The organism is Comamonas brasiliensis, assembly GCF_018292285.1.
GTDB classification, from domain to species: Bacteria; Pseudomonadota; Gammaproteobacteria; order Burkholderiales; family Burkholderiaceae_C; genus Comamonas; species Comamonas brasiliensis.
Genome location: NZ_JAANES010000002.1, coordinates 833,586 through 854,497, shown reverse-complemented (window position 1 = coordinate 854,497; position 20,912 = coordinate 833,586). Strand labels below are relative to the sequence as shown.

General features: G+C 62.9%; 18 protein-coding genes. 11 read left to right on the top strand and 7 right to left on the bottom strand.

The window, feature by feature from the left end:
* Positions 1–23 precede the first annotated feature (23 nt).
* Both DJFAAGMI_RS12330 and DJFAAGMI_RS12325 read right to left on the bottom strand, forming a co-directional pair.
* On the bottom strand, positions 24–2,375 hold the full coding sequence (locus DJFAAGMI_RS12330) for a cytochrome P450/oxidoreductase (protein ID WP_211457355.1): 2,352 nt from the start codon (positions 2,373–2,375) through the stop codon (positions 24–26).
* 103 nt (positions 2,376–2,478) lie between these two features.
* The gene (locus tag DJFAAGMI_RS12325; RefSeq protein WP_211457354.1) at positions 2,479–3,465 is read right to left on the bottom strand and encodes a Bug family tripartite tricarboxylate transporter substrate binding protein; all 987 of its coding nucleotides are present in this window, start codon (positions 3,463–3,465) and stop codon (positions 2,479–2,481) included.
* A 202-nt stretch (positions 3,466–3,667) separates the two neighbouring features.
* On the opposite strand from DJFAAGMI_RS12325, the gene DJFAAGMI_RS12320 reads away from it, so the two are divergent.
* A complete protein-coding gene (locus DJFAAGMI_RS12320) occupies positions 3,668–4,555 on the top strand; it encodes an IclR family transcriptional regulator (RefSeq protein WP_211457353.1) in 888 nt (295 codons plus the stop codon).
* Here DJFAAGMI_RS12320 and DJFAAGMI_RS12315 read toward each other — a convergent pair.
* Complete coding sequence (locus tag DJFAAGMI_RS12315; protein WP_211457352.1) at positions 4,552–5,379, bottom strand: IclR family transcriptional regulator; 828 nt, start codon at positions 5,377–5,379, stop codon at positions 4,552–4,554. The two genes, DJFAAGMI_RS12320 and DJFAAGMI_RS12315, sit on opposite strands and share 4 nt — an antisense overlap.
* Positions 5,380–5,526: 147 nt before the next feature.
* Here DJFAAGMI_RS12315 and DJFAAGMI_RS12310 point away from each other — a divergent pair, with 147 nt between their 5' ends.
* The 5 genes from DJFAAGMI_RS12310 to DJFAAGMI_RS12290 all read left to right on the top strand — a co-directional run bounded on the left by DJFAAGMI_RS12310 (position 5,527) and on the right by DJFAAGMI_RS12290 (position 10,537).
* On the top strand, positions 5,527–6,483 hold the full coding sequence (locus tag DJFAAGMI_RS12310; protein ID WP_211457351.1) for an MBL fold metallo-hydrolase: 957 nt from the start codon (positions 5,527–5,529) through the stop codon (positions 6,481–6,483).
* Between the two features lie 246 nt (positions 6,484–6,729).
* A complete protein-coding gene (locus DJFAAGMI_RS12305) occupies positions 6,730–8,418 on the top strand; it encodes an FAD-dependent oxidoreductase (protein ID WP_419095611.1) in 1,689 nt (562 codons plus the stop codon).
* Positions 8,419–8,456: 38 nt separating this feature from the next.
* Positions 8,457–8,723, top strand: a complete 267-nt coding sequence (locus DJFAAGMI_RS12300) for a DUF2783 domain-containing protein (RefSeq protein ID WP_211457349.1) — start codon at positions 8,457–8,459, stop codon at positions 8,721–8,723.
* Positions 8,724–8,816: 93 nt separating this feature from the next.
* The gene (locus tag DJFAAGMI_RS12295; protein WP_205244643.1) at positions 8,817–9,791 is read left to right on the top strand and encodes a Bug family tripartite tricarboxylate transporter substrate binding protein; all 975 of its coding nucleotides are present in this window, start codon (positions 8,817–8,819) and stop codon (positions 9,789–9,791) included.
* Between the two features lie 107 nt (positions 9,792–9,898).
* Entirely contained in the window at positions 9,899–10,537 is a 639-nt protein-coding gene (locus DJFAAGMI_RS12290) for a response regulator (RefSeq protein ID WP_211457348.1), read from the top strand.
* A gap of 126 nt (positions 10,538–10,663) precedes the next feature.
* On the opposite strand, the gene DJFAAGMI_RS12285 is transcribed toward DJFAAGMI_RS12290, so the two are convergent.
* A complete protein-coding gene (locus DJFAAGMI_RS12285; protein ID WP_211457347.1) occupies positions 10,664–11,200 on the bottom strand; it encodes a DUF2867 domain-containing protein in 537 nt (178 codons plus the stop codon).
* Between the two features lie 178 nt (positions 11,201–11,378).
* Positions 11,379–14,042 (bottom strand): hybrid sensor histidine kinase/response regulator, encoded by a 2,664-nt coding sequence (locus DJFAAGMI_RS12280; RefSeq protein ID WP_211457346.1) that lies wholly within the window; start codon positions 14,040–14,042, stop codon positions 11,379–11,381.
* Between the two features lie 215 nt (positions 14,043–14,257).
* On the opposite strand from DJFAAGMI_RS12280, the gene DJFAAGMI_RS12275 reads away from it, so the two are divergent.
* A complete protein-coding gene (locus DJFAAGMI_RS12275) occupies positions 14,258–15,574 on the top strand; it encodes a dicarboxylate/amino acid:cation symporter (protein WP_211457345.1) in 1,317 nt (438 codons plus the stop codon).
* A 114-nt stretch (positions 15,575–15,688) separates the two neighbouring features.
* Here the strand turns inward: DJFAAGMI_RS12275 and DJFAAGMI_RS12270 are convergent, their stop codons facing one another.
* A complete protein-coding gene (locus DJFAAGMI_RS12270; protein WP_211457344.1) occupies positions 15,689–16,507 on the bottom strand; it encodes an RIO1 family regulatory kinase/ATPase domain-containing protein in 819 nt (272 codons plus the stop codon).
* 68 nt (positions 16,508–16,575) lie between these two features.
* Entirely contained in the window at positions 16,576–18,324 is a 1,749-nt protein-coding gene (locus tag DJFAAGMI_RS12265) for an FMN-binding glutamate synthase family protein (RefSeq protein ID WP_211457343.1), read from the bottom strand.
* Between the two features lie 195 nt (positions 18,325–18,519).
* Between DJFAAGMI_RS12265 and DJFAAGMI_RS12260 the strand changes: the two genes are divergently transcribed.
* The 4 genes from DJFAAGMI_RS12260 (at position 18,520) to DJFAAGMI_RS12245 (ending at position 20,892) form a co-directional block, all read left to right on the top strand.
* Positions 18,520–19,317, top strand: coding sequence for a YecA/YgfB family protein (locus DJFAAGMI_RS12260; RefSeq protein WP_211457425.1), 798 nt, complete (start codon positions 18,520–18,522; stop codon positions 19,315–19,317).
* 184 nt (positions 19,318–19,501) lie between these two features.
* A complete protein-coding gene (locus DJFAAGMI_RS12255) occupies positions 19,502–19,816 on the top strand; it encodes a helix-turn-helix domain-containing protein (protein WP_003060697.1) in 315 nt (104 codons plus the stop codon).
* 418 nt (positions 19,817–20,234) lie between these two features.
* Positions 20,235–20,414 (top strand): Flp family type IVb pilin, encoded by a 180-nt coding sequence (locus tag DJFAAGMI_RS12250; RefSeq protein ID WP_034373917.1) that lies wholly within the window; start codon positions 20,235–20,237, stop codon positions 20,412–20,414.
* Positions 20,415–20,418: 4 nt separating this feature from the next.
* Positions 20,419–20,892, top strand: a complete 474-nt coding sequence (locus DJFAAGMI_RS12245) for an A24 family peptidase (RefSeq protein ID WP_211457342.1) — start codon at positions 20,419–20,421, stop codon at positions 20,890–20,892.
* The last annotated feature ends 20 nt before the right edge of the window (positions 20,893–20,912 follow it).

The window sequence follows — 20,912 nt, the reverse complement described above, 5'->3', positions numbered from 1 at the left end:
CCGGGGGCTGCCCGCTTGGGACGCTACAGCGCCAGAACGATTCTGGACTCCTGCGTCCTGGCGCGCGAGCAGCAGCTCATCATCTTGGTGCAGGCCGTGCGCTCGGCACGGGTCAGCACCATGTCGCGATGATCGATATCGCCTTCGAGCACCGGCACCTCGCAGGAGCCGCATAGGCCTTCGCGGCAGTCGCACTCGATATCGATATTGGCGCTGCGCAGCGCATCGAGCAGGGTTTCATCGTTGCGCACCTGCAGCGTGATGCCGGATTCGCGCAACTCGACTTCAAAGCCGTGTTCCTTGTCCGGGTCCAGCGCGCCCAGGGTGCTGGAGAAATGCTCCACGCGCAGGCTGTCCTCGGGCCAGTGCTGGCTGGCCTGGGCAAGGCCGTCGAGCATGCGCTGCGGACCGCAGGCATAGATCTGTGCGCCGGGCCTGACCTGGGCCAGCAGCGCCTGGTAGTCGGCTCGCTGGCCTTCTGCGCCCACATAGATCTGCAGACGCTCGCCATGCCGTGCCTGCAATGCATGCAACAGCGCCATGCGCTCGCGCTGACTGCAGCTGTAGTGAATTTCATAGGGGATGCCCAAGGCCTGGGCGCGCGCCGCCATGGCCGCAACCGGCGTGATGCCTATGCCGCCGGCGACGAGAATCAGCTGCTGCGCGCTTTCGTCGAGCTTGAAGTGGTTGCGCGGGCCGCGCATCTGCACCTTCATGCCGACCTGCAGCGCCCCATGTATCCAGGCCGAACCGCCACGGCTGTGCTCCTCGCGCAGCACGGCTATCTCGTAGGTATCCGCTTGCTGCGGATCGCCGCATAGCGAGTACTGGCGCGAGATGCCCGTGTCGCCGCAGTGCAGGTCGATATGCGAGCCCGGGGTCCAGCGCGGCAGGTCGCGCCCGTCGGGCGCCTTGAGGCGCACGCGCAGCACGTCCTGCGCAATCAGCTCGGTGCTTTCCACCAGCATGCTGCGGCTGACGCCGCCTTGCGAGGATTCGCCGATGCGCACGGGCTGCTGCTCGGCCAGCACGGCGGGATTGCCGCGCTCGGGGTTGCGGCTCACATCCCATTGCACCCACAGATGTTCGGGGCCGCGGAACGAGGTGTTGGGCACATAGGTGAAGCGTTGCTCGGCCAGATGCATGTGAGGCAGGCGGCGCGTGAACTCTTCAAGGAAGATCTGCATTTCCATGCGCGCCAGATTCTTGCCCATGCACTGGTGGGAGCCGTAGCCGAAGGTCAGGTGATCGCTGGCATTGTCGCGGTGGATGTCGAACAGGTCGGCGTCGACAAAATGCTGCTCGTCGTGGTTGGCTGAAGAGGTGACGATGAGCAGCTTGCTGCCGGCCGGAATGGCCTGACCGCCGATCACCACATCCTTGGTGGCCAGGCGCCGCCAGGCGGCCACCGAGCCGTTGTGACGCAGGCATTCCTCCACGGCATTGGGGATCAGCGAGGGATCGGCGCAGATCTCCTGCCAGACCTTGGGGTGCTGCAGCAGCAGCTTGACGGCATTGGCCGTGGCGTTGGCCGTGGTCTCGTGGGCGGCGACGAGGCCGGCCATCATCATGGAGTGCAGATAGGAATCGGTGACGACTTCGGGTAGCTCTTTTTGCTTGCGGATGCCGTATTGCATCCAGCCCTCGGCGTCGGGATCGGCGCGCATCTTGTCGAGAATCCGGCCCGCGTGCTGCCAGAAGTTGCCCACGGCATGAGCCACGGCAAGCTGCTCCTCGGCCTGCGGTCGTCCCCAGGTGTTGACGGTGTGTGCGATGCTGTACTGGCGCAGCGTGTCCATATCGTCTGCGGGCACACCCAGAAAATGCATGGCCACCGTCAGCGGTACTTCCCACAGCATCTGATCGACGAGATCGGCACGGCCGTCGTCGATGAAACGGTCCACATATTCCCGGGCCAGCCGGCGCACCATGGGCTCGTGGTGCTTGAGCTCCTCTGGGGTGAAGGGCTGCATCAGCGCGCGTCGGCGCGGCATGTGGGCGGGCTCGTCCTCGTTGACCAGGGTGCGGTTCAGCGCAAAGCCATAGCTGGCGAGCACGGCATTGGCTTCATCGCCTGTCGGCGTGATCTTCTCCAGTGCGATCGAGGGGCTGAAGGTCAGGTTGTCGCGGAAGATGGCCTTGATGTCGTCGAAGCGCGTGACCACCCAGTAGCCCAGCTGCGGGCTGTAGAACACCGGCTCCTGTTCGCGTGCCCAGCGCACATATTCGGGCGGGTCCTGCTGGTAGCCGTCGGCAAAGGGATCGAAGCTGGCGGCCCCGTGGCTGATGGGGCAGCCCGTAGGGCCGCTCTGGCCTGTGGGCTTGCCGAACTGGCTGTGATCGATGGGGCAACGGCTGGGGGTGGAAACGGTCATGGCTCGCTCGCAAACGCAAAGAGGCAGGAGATGGCTTGCGCCATCGGACGAGAGCGCAGAGGCGGCCTGCCGCCAGCCTCTGCGGCATGGATCAGCGGGGCAATCAGTCCAGCGTGATGTTCAGATCCTTGATCAGCTTTTGCCAGCGTGCGCTTTCGCTGTGGATCAACGCCTGGAACTGCTCGGGCGTGTTGCCCACGGGCTCCACGCCGAAGTCGATGAGCTTTTGCTTGACCGCAGGCTCGTTGATGGCGGCGACCACCTGCTTGTTCAGCGCCGTGACGACATTGGCCGGCGTCTTGGCCGGGGCCACCATGCCGACCAGGGCCGCAGCCTGCACGCCGGGCAGTCCCAGTTCGGCAAAGGTGGGCACATCGGGCAGTTGAGGAAGACGCGTTGCATTGGCCACGGCCAGGGGGCGCACCTTGCCGCCCTTGATGAAGCCTGCGCCGGCGGCCAGGTCCACCATCATCACGGGAATCTGACCGCCCGCCACATCGGCCAGCGCCGGAGCCGCACCGCGATAGGGCGCATGGGCGAGCTTGAGGCCGGCCTCGGACTTCAGCAGTTCCATGGCCAGGTGATGGGGGCTTCCCGCGCCGGCGGAGCCGTAGTTCACACCCTCGGCGCTGGCCTTGGCGGCGGCAATGAACTCCTTGGCGGTCTTGGCCTTCTCGGCGGGGCCGGCCACCAGAATCATGGGAAAGCGACCCATGAGCGTGACGGGCATGAGGTCCTTGCCGGGGTTGTAGCTCAGGCTCTTGTAGAGCACGGGATTGAAGATCAGCGTGCCGTTGTCGGCAGACAGTACGGTATAGCCGTCGGCCGGTGCGCGCGCGGTCTCCGAGGCGCCGATGGCCGTGTTGCCGCCCGGGCGGTTGTCCACGACGATGGGTTGATGGGCCTGGGCGCCCCAGGCCTGGCCTATGGTGCGGGCCAGGAAGTCCGAGCCGCCGCCCGCGGCGTAGGGCACGATCCAGCGCACGCTCTTGCTGGGGAACTTGTCCTGGGCCATGACGGTGCCGGGGGCTGCGGCCAGCCAGAGCATGCTGGTGGCCAGAACCGAGGCGGTGAAGAGGCGTTTTTTCATTGAGGGTGTCTCCTGGGCTGTGGTGTTGTTTGCCTGCGGGTTAACCAAGCTTCACTCCGCCTGCGATTCCGCTTTAATACGGAAATTGTTTTGCGTAATTTTTATACGCATTGCGTAAATTGAGCCCAAGGGATTTCCATGACTTGATTCATGAATCTGAATCAGAATGCCGGTCGAAGCCCTGCCATCAATCGCTACAGACATGAAAAAAGACAAGAAGACTGCGGACACCGTGCTGCCGATCACCGCTACGCAAGCGCCGCGCGCCACAAAGCTGCGCCAGCCTGGTGCTGCCGCAGAAGCCGCGGACGGGCGCGAGCGTCGTCAGCGAGTGCAGGCCGCCGAGACCTGTCTGGCCGTGCTCAAGGCGCTGGCCGGTCTGGGCGGGCGTGCCAGCCTCACGGCCATCGGTGCTGCCGTCGAGGAAAGCCCGGCCAAGGTGCATCGATATCTGGCCAGTCTCATGGCTGAAGGCCTGGTGGAGCAGGATCGTGGCGGCACCCAGTACGCGCTGGGACGCGAGGCCATCCATATCGGCCTGGCCGCGATGCGCCAGAACGATCCGGTGCGCATGGCCGAGCCGGCCCTGCAGCAGCTGCGCGAGTCCCTGCAGGTCACGAGCTTTGTGGCGGTGATGGGCAATATGGGGCCCACCATCGTGCGTTTCGAGGAGCCCAGCCTGCCCATCACCGTCAATGTGCGTGTGGGCTCGGTCATGTCCATGCTGTGGTCGGCCACGGGGCGCGCGTTCTTTGCCTTCATGGAGCCGCAGCCCGAGGTCGAGGTGCAGCTGGCGCGTGAGCTGGATGCTGCCAGTCCCGAGCATCGCCGTCTGCTGCATGCCAGCAAGCCGCTGGAGCAACTGCGCAGCGAGATTCGTACGGCCGGCTGTGCAGCGATCCGGGATCTGAATCTGCCCGGCATCAGCGCCGTGGCTGCGCCCTTGTTCGACTACAACGGCCATGTGGTGGCCGTGCTCTGCGCGCTGGGTGCCAGCGGCGGCTTCGACCCCGATCCGCAGGGCAGGATTGCCCAGGCCGTGTGCGAGCAGGCACGCGCCATCAGCGCTTCGCTGGGCTACCGAGCCTAGGCCTCGGTCAGCGTGGCCGGGGCGCCCAGGCGCAGGGACAGCGCACGCGCCTGGGCCTGCAGCTTGCGGGCCGGCAGACCGGCGGGGTCCAGCGTCAGCGTGACCGAAGGGCCGATGGCGGCAATCGCCAGCACCAGTTGGCCGAAGCCGTCGAACACCGGCACCGCCAGTGCGCTCACGCCCGACAGCAACTGGTTCTCGACCACGCTCAGGTGATTGCGGCGGATGGCCTGCAGCTCCTGCGCAAACACCGGCTCGTCCAGGCTATGGCCTTCGGCCTGCAGCAGCGGTGCGATGCGGGCCGGCTCGCCAAAGGCCGCAAAAATCTTGCCCGTGGCGGTATGGCGCAGCGAGGCCGGCGTGCCGTGGCGCATGGCCACATAGACATGGGTCGGGCCTTCCTCGACGCGGATGATGGTCGGCCCCTGGCCGCTCCACATGGACACCGACACGGTGTAGCCCACCTCCTGCGCCAGGGCAGGCAGCTCGGCAATCGCCATGCGCACGGGATCTGCCTGCTGCAGGCTGATCAGCCCCATCTGAATGGCCAGCGGGCCCAGGCCGTAGTGGCCGCTGACGCGATCCTGTTCCATCAGGCCCAGCTTGCAAAAACTCACCAGATAAGGGTGGGCCTTGGCGGCCGTCATCTCGGCTTCGCGCGCCAGATCCTTGAGTGCCATGCGCCGGCCCGTGCGCGCCAGCACCTTGAGCAGCTGGCCGCCTACCTCCACGCTCTGTATGCCGCGCGGTGCGCGCGTGGGCTCGTCATCACAGGAGTCGAGTGGCAAGCGGGCGTCGGTCGAAGAGGTGTTGGCGTGAGGCATGACGGCATTGTGAGGGCGGAACGGCGGCGCAAAAGTCTGCAGGGTTTTTCACTATGACAAATCAATTGTGCAATGTTGAATTTATATCTAGCATTCAGAAATTCGATAAAGATGAATGCATTTGTTTAAAACAAAGAGACTGCAACGATGAGCACCAAGACCTTTGCCTCCGCCGCCGACCTCGAAGTCAAGAAGGTGAGCTTCGACAAGCTCTCCGAACATGCCTATGCCTACACGGCCGAGGGCGACCCCAACACCGGCATCATCATCGGCGACGACGCCGTGATGGTCATCGACACCCAGGCCACGCCTGTCATGGCCGAGGACGTGATCCGCCGCATCCGCGAGGTCACGGACAAGCCCATCAAATACGTCACGCTGTCGCATTACCACGCGGTGCGCGTGCTGGGTGCCTCGGCCTATGGCGCCGAGCACATCATTGCCAGCCAGGACACCTACGACCTCATCGTCGAGCGCGGCGAGCAGGACAAGGCCAGCGAGATCGGCCGCTTTCCGCGCCTGTTCCAGAACGTCGAGAGCGTGCCCGATGGCATGACCTGGCCCACCATGACCTTTACCGGCAAGATGACGCTGTGGCTGGGCAAGCTCGAGGTGCAGATCCTGCAGCTGGGCCGCGGCCACACCAAGGGCGATACCGTGGTCTGGCTGCCCCAGGACAAGGTGCTGTTCAGCGGCGATCTGGTCGAGTTCGATGCCACGCCCTATGCCGGCGACGCCTACTTCCAGGACTGGCCGCAGACGCTGGATGCGATTGCCTCCCTCCAGCCCGAAAAGCTGGTGCCCGGCCGTGGTGCGGCGCTGCAGAACGCCGCCGAAGTGCAGGCCGGCCTGGCGGGTACGCGCAACTTCATCAGCGACCTGTGGGCCGAGGTCAAGGCCGGCGCCGATGCGCGCCAGGACCTGCGCAAGGTCTACGAGGCAGCCTTTGCCAAGCTGCAGCCCAAATACGGCCATTGGGTGATCTTCAACCACTGCATGCCCTTTGACGTGACGCGCGCCTATGACGAGGCATCGGGCCATGCCGATCCGCGCATCTGGACTGCCGAGCGCGACCGCGAGATGTGGCTGGCGCTGGAAGGCTAATCGCCTCCCAGGTCGCCCGGCTGGCAGTCTCCTGCGCTTAGTGCGGCGGTCTGCTGCGAGGCTATCTAAAACAGGAGCTGCTTGCGCTTTGTTTGCAACGAATTCAAATAGAAAGAGCATTGAATTCATTGACTGACAAGCGGTAGAAGCTATCAAAAAAACAGAGTTTGAATCCGGCCGCAAAGAGCCGGAGGGGCGGCTTTTGCCCCAGGAAACAGATCCACGCTTTTCAAGGTTTGCGCACCGATGAACGCCATGTCCACCCCAGTCATTGCTCCTGACGCTCTGCGCGGCAGCGCCGCCGACATTCAGTCCATCCAGATTCCCTATCGACGTCATGCGGACCAGGATGCCGATGCGCCGGCTCGCCACCCCGTGGTCGTCGTCGGCGCCGGGCCCGTGGGCCTGTCTCTGGCCATCGATCTGGCGCAGCGCGGCCAGCCGGTGGTGGTGCTCGACAACGACTGCAAGCTGTCCACAGGCTCGCGCGCCATCTGCTTTTCGAAGCGCACGCTCGAGATCTGGGACCGCCTGGGCGTGGGCCAGCCCATGGTGGACAAGGGCGTCTCCTGGAATCTGGGCAAGGTGTTTGCCAGGGATCAGTCGCTCTACCAGTTCGACCTGCTGCCCGAGGCCGGCCACGAGCGCCCGGCCTTCATCAATCTGCAGCAGTACTACGCCGAAGCCTATCTGGTCGAGCGCGCGCTGCAGCTGCCGCTGATCGATCTGCGCTGGCACAACAAGGTCACGGCGCTGGCGCCACGCGACGATGGGGCGCTGCTGACGGTGGAAACGCCCGAGGGCGAGTACCGGATCGATGCCCAGTGGGTGCTGGCCTGCGACGGCTCGCGCTCGCCCTTGCGTGGGCTGCTGGGGCAGGAAAGCCATGGCCGCATCTTCCGCGACCGGTTTCTGATTGCCGATGTGAAGATGCATGCGGATTTCCCGACCGAGCGCTGGTTCTGGTTCGATCCGCCGTTTCATCCGGGTCAGAGCGTGCTGCTGCACCGCCAGCCCGACGATGTCTGGCGCATCGACTTCCAGCTGGGCTGGGAGGCCGATCCCGAAGAGGAGAAAAAGCCCGAGAACATCCTGCCGCGCATCCGCGCATTGCTGGGCAAGGACGCGGACTTCGAGCTCGAATGGGCCAGCGTCTACACCTTTGCCTGCCTGCGCATGGACCGCTTTGTCCACGGCCGCGTGGTCTTCGCGGGCGACAGCGCGCATGGCGTCTCGCCCTTTGGTGCACGCGGCGCGAACAGCGGCGTGCAGGATGCCGAAAACCTGGCCTGGAAGCTCGACCGCGTGCTGCGCGGCCAGGCCGATGCTGCGCTGATCGCGACCTATGGCGCCGAGCGCGAATACGCGGCCGACGAGAACATCCGCAACTCCACGCGCGCCACCGACTTCATCACGCCCAAGAGCGAGATCAGCCGCCTGTTTCGCGATGCGGCGCTGGAGCTGGCGCGCGAGCATGAGTTTGCGCGTCGCATCGTCAACAGCGGGCGTCTGTCGGTGCCGGCCACGCTGCATCACTCGCCGCTCAACACGCCGGACAGCGAGGCGTTCGCGGGTTCGCAATTGCCCGGTGCCGTGCTCAGCGACGCGCCCATGCGCCGCCCCGGCGACAGCCAGACCACATGGCTGCTGCGCGCCCTGGGCCCGGACTTCACGCTGCTGCATTTCGGCCCCACGCCGGTCTGGGCGCGCGAGCTGACCGGCGTGCTCAATCTCTCGATAGCCGCCGAGGGCGATGCAGGGGCCGCGCAAGCCGATCTGCTGGATGCGCAGGGTCTGGCGGCGCAGCGCCTGGATGCGCGCCCCGGCACCAGTTACCTGCTGCGCCCCGACCAGCATGTCTGCGCGCGCTGGCGTCGCCCTGACGAGGCTGACGTGCGTGCCGCGCTGCAGCGTGCCAGCGGCGCCTTGCAATGAAATATCCCAGAGGATTCCCTTTTTTTCAGGAGACCGCCATGCTGCTGTCCACCCACCCAAATCTGCAGGCCTGTGACGATTTCTACGAAGCCCTGATCGCCACGCATCAGGGCCTGGAAACCGCGCAAAGCCATGCCCTCAATGCCCGCCTGGTGCTGCTGCTGGCCAATCACATTGGCCATCAGGAGACCTTGCTGCATGCGCTCGAACTGGCCCGCGCCAGCGCAGGATTCTCTCCTGCCGGCGCAGACCCGGCCGAGCGCGGTGCCGTGACACCGGTTACCCCGGTACACGCTGCCGTTTGAGAAGCAGCGCCGCCGCTCTGGCGGCAGCTGCGCCATCCCCTAAGGCCCCGTCACCAAAATCTATTCCAGGGGCCATGAATCAAGGAGACAAGGATGATGCAACGCAAACAGTTTCTGGCCGCACTGGCCTGCTCGACGCTGGCCTGGGCTGCAGGGCCGGCCGCCATGGCCCAGGAAAAGCCTCTGGAGTGGGTCATCGGCTATGCCGCAGGCGGGGGCTCCGACGTGGTGGCCCGCGTGATTGCGGAATCCATGGGCCGCAATCTGGAGCGGCCCATCGTCATCAACAACAAGCCCGGTGCCGGCACCAATATCGCGGCCGAGTACAGCGCGCGCTCGCATGACTATGGCAACCTGATGTTCACGGCCGACTTTGCCACGCTGGCGGCCAACCCGTTTCTGTTCCGCAAGCTCAACTACAACGCCGAGAAAGACTTCAAGCCCGTGGGCATGCTGGTGCGCTTTCCCATGCTGCTGGTGGTCAACAACGATGTGCCGGTCAGCAATCTGACCGAGTTTGTCGCCTGGGCCAAGCAGCAGAAGGCTGGCGTGAGCTGGGGCTCGGCCGGCCTGGGCAGCCCCCATCACCTGGTCGGCGAATTGTTCCGCGAAGAAGTGGGCCTGGGCAATATGACCCATGTTCCCTATCGCGGTGCCGCGCCCGCAGTGCAGGATGTGATCGGCGGCCAGATTCCCGCCATGTGGGCCGACAGCGCCACCATTGTTCCCTTCCTCGGCGAGAAAAAGCTCAAGGCCATAGGCGTGGCCAGCCCGGCCCGCATCGATGTGCTGCCCAAGGTTGCCACCTTGCAGGAGCAAGGCCTCAAGGGCTTTGAAGGCTATGCCTGGCAGGGCATTGTCGTGCCCAAGGGCAGCTCGGCCGAGGTGGTCAAGAAGTTCAGCCAGTCGCTGCAGTTTGCACTGGCCGACACGCGAACCAAGGCCCGTCTGGCAGCCATGGGAGTCGAGCCCATGCCTGGCAGCTCCGAGCAGATGGAGAAATTCGTCAGCACCGAGCGCAGCAAATGGGGCCGCGTGATCACGGCCAACAACATCAAGCTCGATTGAGATACGGGCTCAGTGAGCCGGAGCCTGGATGACGGACAGGCACGGGCGCTGCGGGATATGCGTTTTTGCAGATGCAGCGCCGTGCCAGCCGTGGCAGACTGCGGCCCATGTCCGAGCCCACTCTTCTCGTTGCCGACGATCACCCGCTGTTTCGCGCAGCGTTGATCCAGGTGCTGCACGACCGCTTCCCGCAATCCCGCATTGTGGAGGCGGCCAGCGCCCAGACCCTGGGCGCAGCGATGCAGGAGCATCCCGAGATCGAGCTGGTGCTGCTGGACCTGGCCATGCCCGGCGCACGGGGCTTTTCGTCGTTGCTGCATCTGCGTGGCGAATATGCGCAGGTGCCGGTGATCATCATTTCGTCCAACGACGATCCGCGCATCATCCGCCGCGCCCAGCAGTTCGGGGCGGCGGGTTTTATCTCCAAGTCTGCGGCTGCAGACGATATGAGTGCCGCCATTGACGATGTGCTGAGCGGCGATATCAGCTTCCCGTCCATGGTGGCCGAGCGCTCCGAGGCCGATGCGGCCCTGGCCGCTCGCCTGGCCCAGCTCACGCCCCAGCAGTTTCGCGTGTTGCTGTGCATTGCCGACGGGCTGCTCAACAAGCAGATCGCGCACGAACTTGGCCTGGCCGAGAACACGGTCAAGGTCCATGTGACGGCGATCCTCAAGAAGCTCGAATGCTATTCACGCACTCAGGCGGCCGTGCTGGTCAAGAGCCTGGAAAACGATCACGATGTCTGATCGCCCGGACGTTTCAAGCTTTTTTTGATAGCTTGCCGCGCTTTGAGGGCAAGGATTTGAGGGCTGCCGCATGGCATGCCTTGGCATCGGCAGTCGGGGTGAGCCTGCATCGACGCGAGCGCAGTCTCATGCTGTGCCGATGCGTCCCCCCAGAGACGACAGCACGGCAGGCGCTATCAATCGGTGCATGGGTTTGACGGGCAGCATGTAGAGGCGGCCCAGTGTGTTCTTGACATGCACAACGGTGGTGACGGTAATGATGGCTTCACGGGAGTCGATGTCGCTCTGGCGATGAATGCTGAGCACGACGCTCAGGTGCTTGTCGTCGTCGCCGATCAGGGCTTCATCAAAGGTGTTCTCGAATACCGTGAAGATGCCGACCCGATCGCCGAGCCGGTAGCTGGCTGCTGTCTTGCCAGGCGTCAAGGCTGATAGGCTGCCCAGATCCTTGAGCCCCACCAGGCTGCCAGCCAGATTGCGCGCGCGCATGCAGGCTTCTATCCAGCGCGGCGTTTTGCGCGCGGCGAGCAGGAAGTGGTCCAGCGCCGAAAGGCCGGTCTCGTCCGAGGCGATGCTCCAGGAGTCGTGAAAGCTGGCCCCGGCCAGTCGTTCGGCGATGCGGCTGCCGGGCGGAACAGCGGATTCAACGGGATGATGGTTCATGCGGTCTGGCCTGAGTGGCGTGAGCTGCGGGCCGGAAATACCGCAGAGGCTGCAGCAGCATATCGAAGAATCCGCCGCCCGGCTTGCGCAGCCACGGCGTGCACAGGGGCGCTCTTTCTGAATTCATAGCGAGAGTGCAATGCGCTGAAAGCGCCGCCGCCGGAAATGGCTTTGTTTCTCAGGTGCTGCCGCCTTCTCGTCCGCGCAAAAAGGTCTGGCTCATCAGCGCTCGCAGCGCCGGCGGCCTTACCGGTTTGGCGAGAAAGCCCCAGCCGCGTTCGGCTGCCTGGCGGCGCAGGGTGCTGTCACCTTCTGCGGTTAGCAGGATGACGGGAGGCTGCCGGCCCCAGCGCTCGCAGAGCTGGGCGTAGACATCGGGGCCGTAGAGCTGGCCCAGGTGCACATCGAGCAGCACCAGTTGCGGGGCATTGCCGGGCGCGGCATAGGCCAGGGCTTCGGGGGCATTGGCGGCCAGCGGCACATCACAGCCCCAGCGTTCCAGCAAGGCGCAGGTGGCGTCGCGGGTGGCGGGGTCGTCCTCCACATACCAGACCGTGCCGCCCTGCAGCGGGCTGTCCACGCGAGCACTGGGAGAAGTCTCCTGGGAGACTGGTGCCAATGCTGCGGCCTGGCCCAGTGGGACCTTGACCCAGAAGACGCTTCCCTTGCCCAGGGTGGAGCGCAGGCCGATCTCATGGTCCAGCAATCTGCCCAGGCGCTCCACGATGGCCAGGCCCAGGCCGGTGCCGCGGTCGTCGGCGTGGCCTTCGTCCAGGCGGCGGAACTCCTCGAAGATTTCCTTTTGCAGGCTCTGGGGAATGCCCGGCCCCTGGTCATGCACCTCGATAAGCACCTGGTCGCCGTGGCGGCGACAGCCCACGACAATACGGCCCTTGCGTGTGTAGCGGATGGCATTGGAGACAAAGTTCTGCAGTATGCGACGCAGCAAGGCCTCGTCGCTGCGCACGATCAGCCGGCTGGGCATGCAGTGCAGGCTCAGGCCCTCGTTCTCGGCCTGCAGCGCAAAATTGTTGTGCACCACTTCCAGCAAGGAGCTGAGCGCGAAATCGCGCACACGGACTTCGAGCTGGCCCGATTCCATGCGCGAGATATCGAGCAGGCTGGTGAGGATGGCATCCTGCGAGGCCAGGGCCTTGTCCACCCGCTGGGCCAGCTGGCGGCCCGCATCATCATGCAGATAGGTGGGCAGCAGGCTGGTGAAGATGCGCGCCGCATTCAGCGGCTGCAGCAGGTCATGCACGGCTGAGGCAACAAAGCGGGTCTTGTAGCGATTGGCGCGCTCGGCTTCCTGCTTGGCCTTGGCCAGGTCCCGGGTGCGATCGGCAATGCGCTTTTCCAGCGTATCGGCCAGATTGCGCAGCTCGCGCGCGGTGTTCTTGTAGCTGGTGATGTCGGCGTAGCTGGTGACAAAGCCGCCGTCGGGCAGGGGGTTACCGCGGATCTCCAGCACCGTGCCGTCTCCCTTGGCGCTTTCGTGCAGATGGGGGCTGCCGCTGCGCAGATGTTCCAGGCGGCGCTGTATGGCTTGCTCCACATTGCCCTTGCCCAGCAGGCCACGCCGGGCGTTGTGGCGTATCAGGGCCTCGATGGGCTGGCCCACATGCATCAGCTCGGGCGGGTAGCGGAACAGCTCCACATAGCGCGAGTTCCAGGCCACCAGCCGCAGCTGCGGGTCCACCACCACCACGCCTTGCGGCAGATGCTGCAGGCTGCGCGAAAGTCCGGTGTCGGCCTGCTTGGCAGCCTGGACAATGCCGTCCTGCGCGGTGCGCAGCTCCTGCGCATGCTGGTGCAGCACGGTCTCCAGTTCCTTGCGGCTGCGCTGTCTCAGGGCCGCCAGGCGCTGGCGCTGGCGGATATAGAGCACCAGCAGCGATGCGGCCAGCCACAGGCCGCCAGCAGCCACTGCCGCCCAGTGGCTGGCCGTCTGGCTATGGACGATGTCGTGCAGCAGGTGCAGCTGCCATTGGCTTTCGGGGAGTTCCATGCGCAGCCAGAGCATGGGGTCGACCAGTGGCGGCTGGCTGAAGTGAGCCAGCATGCCGATGCCCGCAGGCTGGCGGCTGGTGCGGTAGCCGAGCGGCATCAGGGCCTGGCCCGCGTATTGGTGGGTGTCCCGCACCTCCCGCTCGTCGCTGGCGGACAAGGGCTCCAGCAGGCGGTAGCGCCATTCGTCGCGGTTGGAGAGAAAGACCACGCCATGCTCGTCCGAGGCGAAGACGATGTCGGGCGACTGACTCCACTCGCCTTCGAGTTCCTGGAACAGGATCTTGATGACGATGAGCCCGAGCACCGAGCCGCCATCGTCATGAATGGCCTGGGAGAGGAAGTAGCCGGGCAGCCCGGTGGTCATGCCTATGCCGTAGAAGCGGCCGCTGCCCCGGCTCAGCGCCTGGGTCACATAGGGGCGAAAGCTGTAGTCCTCGCCGACATTGCTGTGCGAGTCGCGCCAGTTGCTGGCGGCCAGGGCCTTGCCGCTTTTGTCGATGAGAGTCAGCGTGGAAGCCTGGCTGGCGCCGTTGGCCTGCTCCAGCTTGTGGTTGAGCCTGTCTACCTCGGCGGCGCTGAGCGGGTGGCTGAGCGCGCTCTTGAGTTCGGCATCGAGCGCAAGCACCTCGGGCAGGGTGCGGTAGCGATCCACCCGCTGCACCATGGCCTGGGCATAGAGCGTGAGCTGGCGCTGCACGCTCTCGCTTTCATCATGCAAAGAGGTCTGCAGCGCGACGCGACTGGCCGCCCACATGCTCAGCAGCATGCCGCTGAGCACGATGACAAGGGTCAAAAACAGTCGGTTTCGGGCAAGGTTTCGCGCAAGACGCATGACGAGGGCGGGTGATCAAGGAGCCCAGTGTGGCTCTGGAGCAGGTTCAGTGCGGATTTTGACGCCTAGGGATTTCCCTAAGTTGGTGCATGCTCTCCCTAGGAGCGCTTCTCGACCTAATACCAATGGGTTATCGGCACAAAAAGGGCGCGGGAGTACAAACGGCAGCAATTCGGCGCACCACGGTGGTGCGCCCGCAATTTTGGAGATGCAGCGTGCACACTCTGCCCACAGAATCCGCTCCGCGCGAGCACTTGCCGTTCTACCGTCAGCTCTACTTCCAGGTGGTGTTCGCCATCATCGTGGGCGTGCTGCTGGGGCACTTCGAACCCACCTATGGCGAGGCCATGAAGCCCTTTGGCGATGCCTTCATCAAGCTCATCAAGATGATCATCGCGCCGGTGATCTTCCTGACCATCGTCACCGGCATTGCCAGCATGACGCACCTGAGCGCCGTGGGTCGTGTGTTCGGCAAGGCCATGGCGTACTTCCTGACCTTCTCCACACTGGCGCTGGTCGTGGGCCTGATCGTGGCCAATGTCATGCAGCCCGGTGCCGGCATGCACATCAACCCCGCCGATCTGGACCAGACAGCCGTCAAGGGCTATGTGGCCAAGTCGCACGAGATGACGCTGACCGGCTTCGTGATGGACATCATCCCCAAGACGCTGATCAGTCCGTTCGTGGGTGACAACATCCTGCAGGTGCTGCTGGTGGCGGTGCTGTTCGGCGTGTCCCTGGCCATGGTCGGCGAGGCCGGCAAGCCCGTGCTGAACTTCTTTGAAAGCCTGACCAAGCCCGTGTTCAAGCTTGTCAACATCGTGATGAAGTTCGCCCCCATCGGCGCGTTTGGTGCCATGGCCTTCACCATCGGCAAGTTCGGCCTGGGCTCACTGGTCAATCTGGCCGAGTTGGTGCTGACCTTCTACATCACCTCGGCCCTGTTCGTGTTGGTGATCCTGGGTGCAGTGGCGCGCTTTTGCGGCTTCTCCGTGCTCAAGCTGATCAAGTACCTCAAGGACGAACTGCTGCTGGTGCTGGGTACATCGTCTTCCGAGTCGGCCCTGCCTTCGCTGATGCACAAGATGGAAAAAGCCGGCTGCAGCAAGTCCGTCGTCGGCCTGGTCGTGCCTACCGGCTACTCCTTCAACCTGGACGGCACCAATATCTACATGACACTGGCTGCGCTGTTCATTGCCCAAGCGACCGATACGCATCTGACCCTGGGCCACCAGATCGCGCTGCTGCTGGTTGCCATGCTGTCGTCCAAGGGCGCGGCGGGCGTGACGGGTGCTGGCTTCATCACCCTGGCAGCGACCCTGGCCGTCGTGCCCGAGGTGCCCGTGGCCGGCATGGCACTGATTCTGGGTGTGGACCGCTTCATGTCCGAATGCCGTTCCCTGACCAACTTCATCGGTAACGCCGTCGCCACCGTGGTGGTTTCCAAGTGGGAAAACGCGCTGGACCACGAAAAGCTGGATGCGGCGCTGGCTGGCAAGGAAGAAAACGAGGCGGTGACCGCTCACGCCTGAGCGAGCACAGGCCTCATGCCAAAAAGCCCGGACCTGATGGCCGGGCTTTTTTCATGGGTTTCAGACTTTAGGCCCAGCCGGGGAAGCCGCTGGTAGCTATCGCTTTTATGGCATTCAAGCGGAGGGTGAGGTCGCTGTCAGCAAGTCATGGGCCGCCAGCACGCGCAAGGTGTCGCGCCCCAGGCGCTTGCTGCGGGGTAGAAAGCGCACCCAGCTCAGTTTGTTGACGGTGCGCTTCAGTACCTGCCGGGCCTCGTTGGGAAGTTGCTGCACAAACTGTTGCCAAGCCTGTCGGGCCGGCTCCAGCGCACCTGCCTGTTGCAGAAACAGCGCCGTGGACTGAGCGTAGTTGAGCGCATCGCGCGCCATGCAGACGGCTTGCGGCAAGTGGGCCGCAGGATCGTCCTCAAAGTCGATGAAACCTATGACTCCGTCGGCGCAGACCACCATATTGCGCGCCACGGCCTGGCTCAGCACCTCGCCGCAGGCATGTGCCTGCTGTATGGCCTCCATGCCTTTTAGCCAGAGTTCCAGCGTGGGCTGTGCGCCCCGAGCAATCGCTTCTTCGATGGCATTGCTCAGCGATGGAGCCTCTTCGCCCGGGCGCCCCAGGTGGCGCATCACAAAGGCCTGATCGGTCGTGGCCAGCACCTGCGGCACGCGCAAGCCCTTGGCCTTGAAACTGCGCAGGCGGCGCACCTCGGTCTGCAGGGACTCGGTCCCACCGGGGTTCGGAACGGGCTGCAGCACGGCGGCCCTGAACAGCCTGGCCAGCGAGCTCAACAGCCAGTAGTTGAGGGCCGGGTTGCCCTTGTTGGCGCGCTTGACCCAAAGGGTTTCATGCGCGAGTTCATAGCGCATGATGCTGTGAGGTTGGTCCAGATGCTCGTGCAGAAATGCCTGGTAATCGATGGCGGTCTGCGCAGAGGGCATCTGCTCTGGGGCGGAAATATCCTGAGATGGCACGGCGTGGGGTCTGTCGGGCGCGGGGCTCTGGCTTCTCAGGTCCAGATGCCGTTGCGCTGGGGAAAAGCTTGCGATTGTGCCGCGTTGTCGGCACTGCTCGCGGCAGATGGGCGCAACACAGGCTCCTGCAGAGGCTGAAAGCTCTGGGCCGTAGCCAGCGGCCAGTAGTTCTGGAAGACCTTGTGCTGGCGCTCCAGGCTCTTGAGCAGGCAGCCCGGCTCCACGCGCAGTATCAGGTTGGACAGCAGGCTGACCTGGGTGTCGTCCAGCCGGCGTACGATGTGGTGGGCCGTGATCTCGTTGGGATGTCTGAGACCGGCGGCCTGCACCAGCTCCTGTAGCGCATGCAGGGTATTGCGGTGAAAGTTGGCCACGCGCGTGGCCTTGTCGGGCACGACCAGCGCCTGCTGGCGCACGGCATCTTGCGTGGTGACGCCCGTGGGGCAGGTGCCGGTGTGGCAGCTCTGGGCCTGGATGCAGCCCAGCGCCATCATGAAGCCGCGACCCGAGTTGCACCAGTCGGCCCCCAGGGCCATCATGCGCGCGATGTCGAAGGCCGTGATGACCTTGCCGGCCGCGCCAATCTTGATGCGCTGGCGCAGGTTCACGCCCAGCAAGGTGTTGTGCACCAGCAGCAGGCCTTCCTGCAGCGGCACGCCCACATGGTCGACGAATTCCACGGGCGCTGCACCCGTGCCGCCTTCGGCCCCGTCGACGACAATGAAGTCGGGCGTGATATTGGTTTCCAGCATGGCCTTGACCATGGCAAACCATTCCCAGGGGTGACCGACGCAGAACTTGAAGCCCGTGGGCTTGCCGCCGGAAAGACGACGCAGCCTGGCGATGAACTGCATCAGCTCCACAGGGGTGGAGAACGCGCTGTGACTGGACGGTGAAATACAGTCCACGCCAATCGGTATGCCGCGTGCTGCTGCAATTTCGGGAGTGACCTTGGCGCCGGGAAGCATGCCGCCATGGCCGGGCTTGGCGCCCTGGCTGAGCTTGATCTCGATCATCTTGACCTGTGGATCGGTGGCGTTGGCGATGAATTTCTCTTCGCTGAACGTGCCGTCCGCATTGCGGCAGCCGAAGTAGCCCGAAGCCACCTCCCAGATCAGATCGCCGCCATGCATGCGGTGGTACTGGCTGATCGAGCCTTCACCCGTATCGTGGATGAAGCCGCCCATCTTTGCCCCCTGGTTCAGCGCCTGGATGGCATTGCCCGATAGCGCGCCAAAGCTCATGGCAGAGATGTTGAAGACGCTGGCGTGATAGGGACGGGTGCAGGGGTCCACTCCTTCGGCCGGTTGCTCCTGCGTGCCGCCAATCCAGAGACGAAAGTCATGCGAGCTGAGCTTGGTGGGTTGCAGGGAATGGTTGACCCACTCATAGCCCTGCTGACTGACGTCGAGCTGGGTGCCGAATGGCCGGTTGTCGACCTGGCCCTTGGCACGCTGATAGACAAGCGAGCGCTGGGCACGCGAGAAAGGCTGGGCCTCGGTATCGCCTTCGATGAAGTACTGGCGAATCTCGGGGCGTATGAATTCGAAGATGAAGCGCAAATGGCCCATGATGGGGTAGTTGCGCAAGATGGCATGTTGTTTCTGCAGTAGATCCCAGATGCCCAGCAGCACCAGCAGGGTCGACGTAATCAGCCATCCAAGTCCCTTGCCTGCCGTCGTCAGCGTGTAGAGCGAGATAGCCAGAACGAGCGCAGAAATGAAGAGGGCGCCATAGCGCAGGGGCAGACTATTGAAGAAGCGATGCACTGCAGATACTCCCATGGCAGGGTGTGTTGATGGCGGCCCGCTAAAATTCAGCCTGTACGGGGGCATCCGTCCTGGATGCTTTCTCCCCTTGATCCATCGTCCGGCCCTGCACTTCGATAGTGATGAAATGGTTCCGGGCCATCATAAAAGCCTTTCCCTATGCAAGAACAAGCACCTAACTCCGCAGCAGAAGACGCGGCTCTCGCCGACATGCCCGAGGGCGCACTGAGCAATGATCAGCTCGAAGAGCTGGACGCGCTGCTCGACGAGCTGCGCACCCGTGGCGACGAAATTCCCCAGTGGGAATTCTGTGACGGCTTCCTGACCGCTCTGGTCTGCACACGCCGCCCCATTGCCGCTGCAGAATACATGCCCATGCTGCTGGGCGATGGCGAAGCCCTGCAAGTGGCCGAAGGCCAGCCGCTGCCCAAGCTGGAAGCCTTCAAGGACGAGGCCCAGCAGGCACGTTTCATGGAGTTGTTCGAGCTGCGCCTGGCCGAAGTGCGCGAGCAGCTGGATGCAGACATCAAGTCGCTGGCCGACGATGCGGCTTTCCAGCCCGAGGCGCTGGACACGCGTGGCGCCATCGCCATCCTGCCCGAAGCCGAACAGGCCGAGCTGGCCGGCGAAGAAGTGCCGTCGTTCTCGCAGGTCTGGGCACTGGGCTTTATGTTCGTGGTCGAAAACTGGGCCGATGAATGGGCGGTACCCCGCGACAAGGAAGCGGCCAAGTTGCTGGACGCGGCCATGGAGTTCATCGTCAACCTGACCGAAGACGACACGGACGAGCCGGCTATGAACCTGTACGACGAAGCTGGTCCTGCATCGACCAGCCAGGAGCGTGTGGATGCCTTTGGCGAAGCCATCTGGGCCGTGTACGACCTGTACCGTCTGTGGAAGAGCATGGGCCCACGCCAGGAAACCATCGTCAAGGGCGAGCAACCCGGCCGTAACGACCCTTGCCCCTGCGGTAGCGGCAAGAAGTTCAAGAAGTGCCACGGGGCTTGACCAGAGCCGACCACTGAGGCGCTTTGCATGGCCGCATGTATTGCGCCGCAGGGCGGATGCCTCGGGGTTAGAGGGGCAGCAGCATTGCAGGAGCCTTCCATGAGAGCGCCTCGACTACGGGGTCTCAAACAAAAGCTGCGTGATATTTGCGCAGCCTAGTGTGTAGTGTGAGTTAGTGGGATAGATGACGCATTTAGGTGAGCGCATACGCGCCCGGCGACAGGCGCTGGGTTTGAGTCAGGGACGGCTGGCGCAGATGGCGGATGTCACCGCATCGGCCATTTCGCAGATCGAGTCGGGAGCCATTCGCACTCTCAAGAATGACACCCTGGCAAGACTGGCTATCGCCCTGCAGACCACGGCACTGGAGTTGATGGCAGGTCTGCATTCCGAAACCCTGTCGCTTCCCAACGATGAACAGCGCTTGCTCGACTGCTACAGAAAACTGCAGCCACCGCTGCAGGACATCGCTCTCAAACTGATAAAAGCTCTGCAGTGATTCCCGAGTCGTTGTATTGAGCGATCTCTTTTGTTTCAAAAAGGCCTGTTAACTACAGGCCTTTTTGTTTTTTCATTTGAGAACAAGGGTTAACCCGATTAACAAATGTAGGATGAAATCCAATAGCCTGTAGGAAATGAATGAAGATTGCGTAGATTGAACTGGAAGCCACACGTGAGGGATTAGTCGGAAAAATTACAGATGATCTCTTTCGAGCTATGAAGTGATTGTTTTTATTGGATTTTTTGGTGCGGGAGTGCTTGCTTACCCGAGGGCTGAAATTGTTGAGGGCTATGCTGGATATTTGTTGATAGCTATTTCAAATATTTCAAGATGTTTCTTGCTTCGTAAGATGGACTCCGCGGTGGTCGAAAACAGCCACAGCGATCTACAAACCTGATTGTTGAAGGAGCTAGTCATGAAAGACCAAATCATCAAATTCTGGCGTGATGAAGAAGGTGCAACGGCGATCGAGTATGCACTGATTGCTGGCCTGATTGCTGTTGGGTTGGCGTTGGCGCTGACTAATCTGGGCAAGGAACTGTCAGACTTTTTCGGACGCATTGGAACGAAACTGAAGGGAATCACCATCGCATAAAGCAATGTGGGGATATCTTTTCATATTGTTCTTGGTTGCTTCTGGGATCTTCGATCTCAGACATAGAATGGTTCCCAACTGGCTGATTTTCTGTGGTTTGATAACATCAATTTTTGTTTTTGTTTTTGACCCTGAAAATCAACCATTTGGGGTAAGTCGGCTCAATGGTTTGATTTCTTCGATTTCGATATTTTTATTTTTCCTATTATTTTATTTTATGGGTCTCATGGGGGCGGGAGATGTGAAATTTTCTGCGGCTCTGGGAGCCTGGGTCGGCTGGGAGTTGCTGTTTTTGAGCTGGGCTTTGAGTTGTGCGTTTGCACTGGCTCATGGGTTGATTGCCCGAAGTGATCTGAGATATTTATTTTTCCCTGCAATAAAGTTGGAGAACGGTTCAACTGATAGGGGAAAGCGATTTATCCCTTATGTGACTTATCTGTCGCTGGCAACAGTCATCGTGTTGGTGATGATCAAATAGCGTAAAGAGAAAGGAGGGGA

Excerpts from the sequence above, each read along its gene's own strand:
- DJFAAGMI_RS12300 (WP_211457349.1), top strand. The coding sequence starts at position 8,457 with ATGCTGCTGTCCACCCACCCAAATCTGCAGGCCTGTGACGATTTCTAC.
- DJFAAGMI_RS12320 (WP_211457353.1), top strand. The coding sequence starts at position 3,668 with ATGAAAAAAGACAAGAAGACTGCGGACACCGTGCTGCCGATCACCGCT.
- DJFAAGMI_RS12290 (WP_211457348.1), top strand. The coding sequence starts at position 9,899 with ATGTCCGAGCCCACTCTTCTCGTTGCCGACGATCACCCGCTGTTTCGC.
- DJFAAGMI_RS12245 (WP_211457342.1), top strand. The coding sequence starts at position 20,419 with ATGTGGGGATATCTTTTCATATTGTTCTTGGTTGCTTCTGGGATCTTC.
- DJFAAGMI_RS12285 (WP_211457347.1), bottom strand. The coding sequence starts at position 11,200 with ATGAACCATCATCCCGTTGAATCCGCTGTTCCGCCCGGCAGCCGCATC.
- DJFAAGMI_RS12315 (WP_211457352.1), bottom strand. The coding sequence starts at position 5,379 with ATGCCTCACGCCAACACCTCTTCGACCGACGCCCGCTTGCCACTCGAC.
- DJFAAGMI_RS12270 (WP_211457344.1), bottom strand. The coding sequence starts at position 16,507 with ATGCCCTCTGCGCAGACCGCCATCGATTACCAGGCATTTCTGCACGAG.
- DJFAAGMI_RS12330 (WP_211457355.1), bottom strand. The coding sequence starts at position 2,375 with ATGACCGTTTCCACCCCCAGCCGTTGCCCCATCGATCACAGCCAGTTC.
- DJFAAGMI_RS12250 (WP_034373917.1), top strand. The coding sequence starts at position 20,235 with ATGAAAGACCAAATCATCAAATTCTGGCGTGATGAAGAAGGTGCAACG.
- DJFAAGMI_RS12295 (WP_205244643.1), top strand. The coding sequence starts at position 8,817 with ATGATGCAACGCAAACAGTTTCTGGCCGCACTGGCCTGCTCGACGCTG.
- DJFAAGMI_RS12265 (WP_211457343.1), bottom strand. The coding sequence starts at position 18,324 with ATGGGAGTATCTGCAGTGCATCGCTTCTTCAATAGTCTGCCCCTGCGC.
- DJFAAGMI_RS12305 (WP_419095611.1), top strand. The coding sequence starts at position 6,730 with ATGAACGCCATGTCCACCCCAGTCATTGCTCCTGACGCTCTGCGCGGC.
- DJFAAGMI_RS12255 (WP_003060697.1), top strand. The coding sequence starts at position 19,502 with ATGACGCATTTAGGTGAGCGCATACGCGCCCGGCGACAGGCGCTGGGT.
- DJFAAGMI_RS12325 (WP_211457354.1), bottom strand. The coding sequence starts at position 3,465 with ATGAAAAAACGCCTCTTCACCGCCTCGGTTCTGGCCACCAGCATGCTC.
- DJFAAGMI_RS12260 (WP_211457425.1), top strand. The coding sequence starts at position 18,520 with ATGCCCGAGGGCGCACTGAGCAATGATCAGCTCGAAGAGCTGGACGCG.
- DJFAAGMI_RS12310 (WP_211457351.1), top strand. The coding sequence starts at position 5,527 with ATGAGCACCAAGACCTTTGCCTCCGCCGCCGACCTCGAAGTCAAGAAG.
- DJFAAGMI_RS12280 (WP_211457346.1), bottom strand. The coding sequence starts at position 14,042 with ATGCGTCTTGCGCGAAACCTTGCCCGAAACCGACTGTTTTTGACCCTT.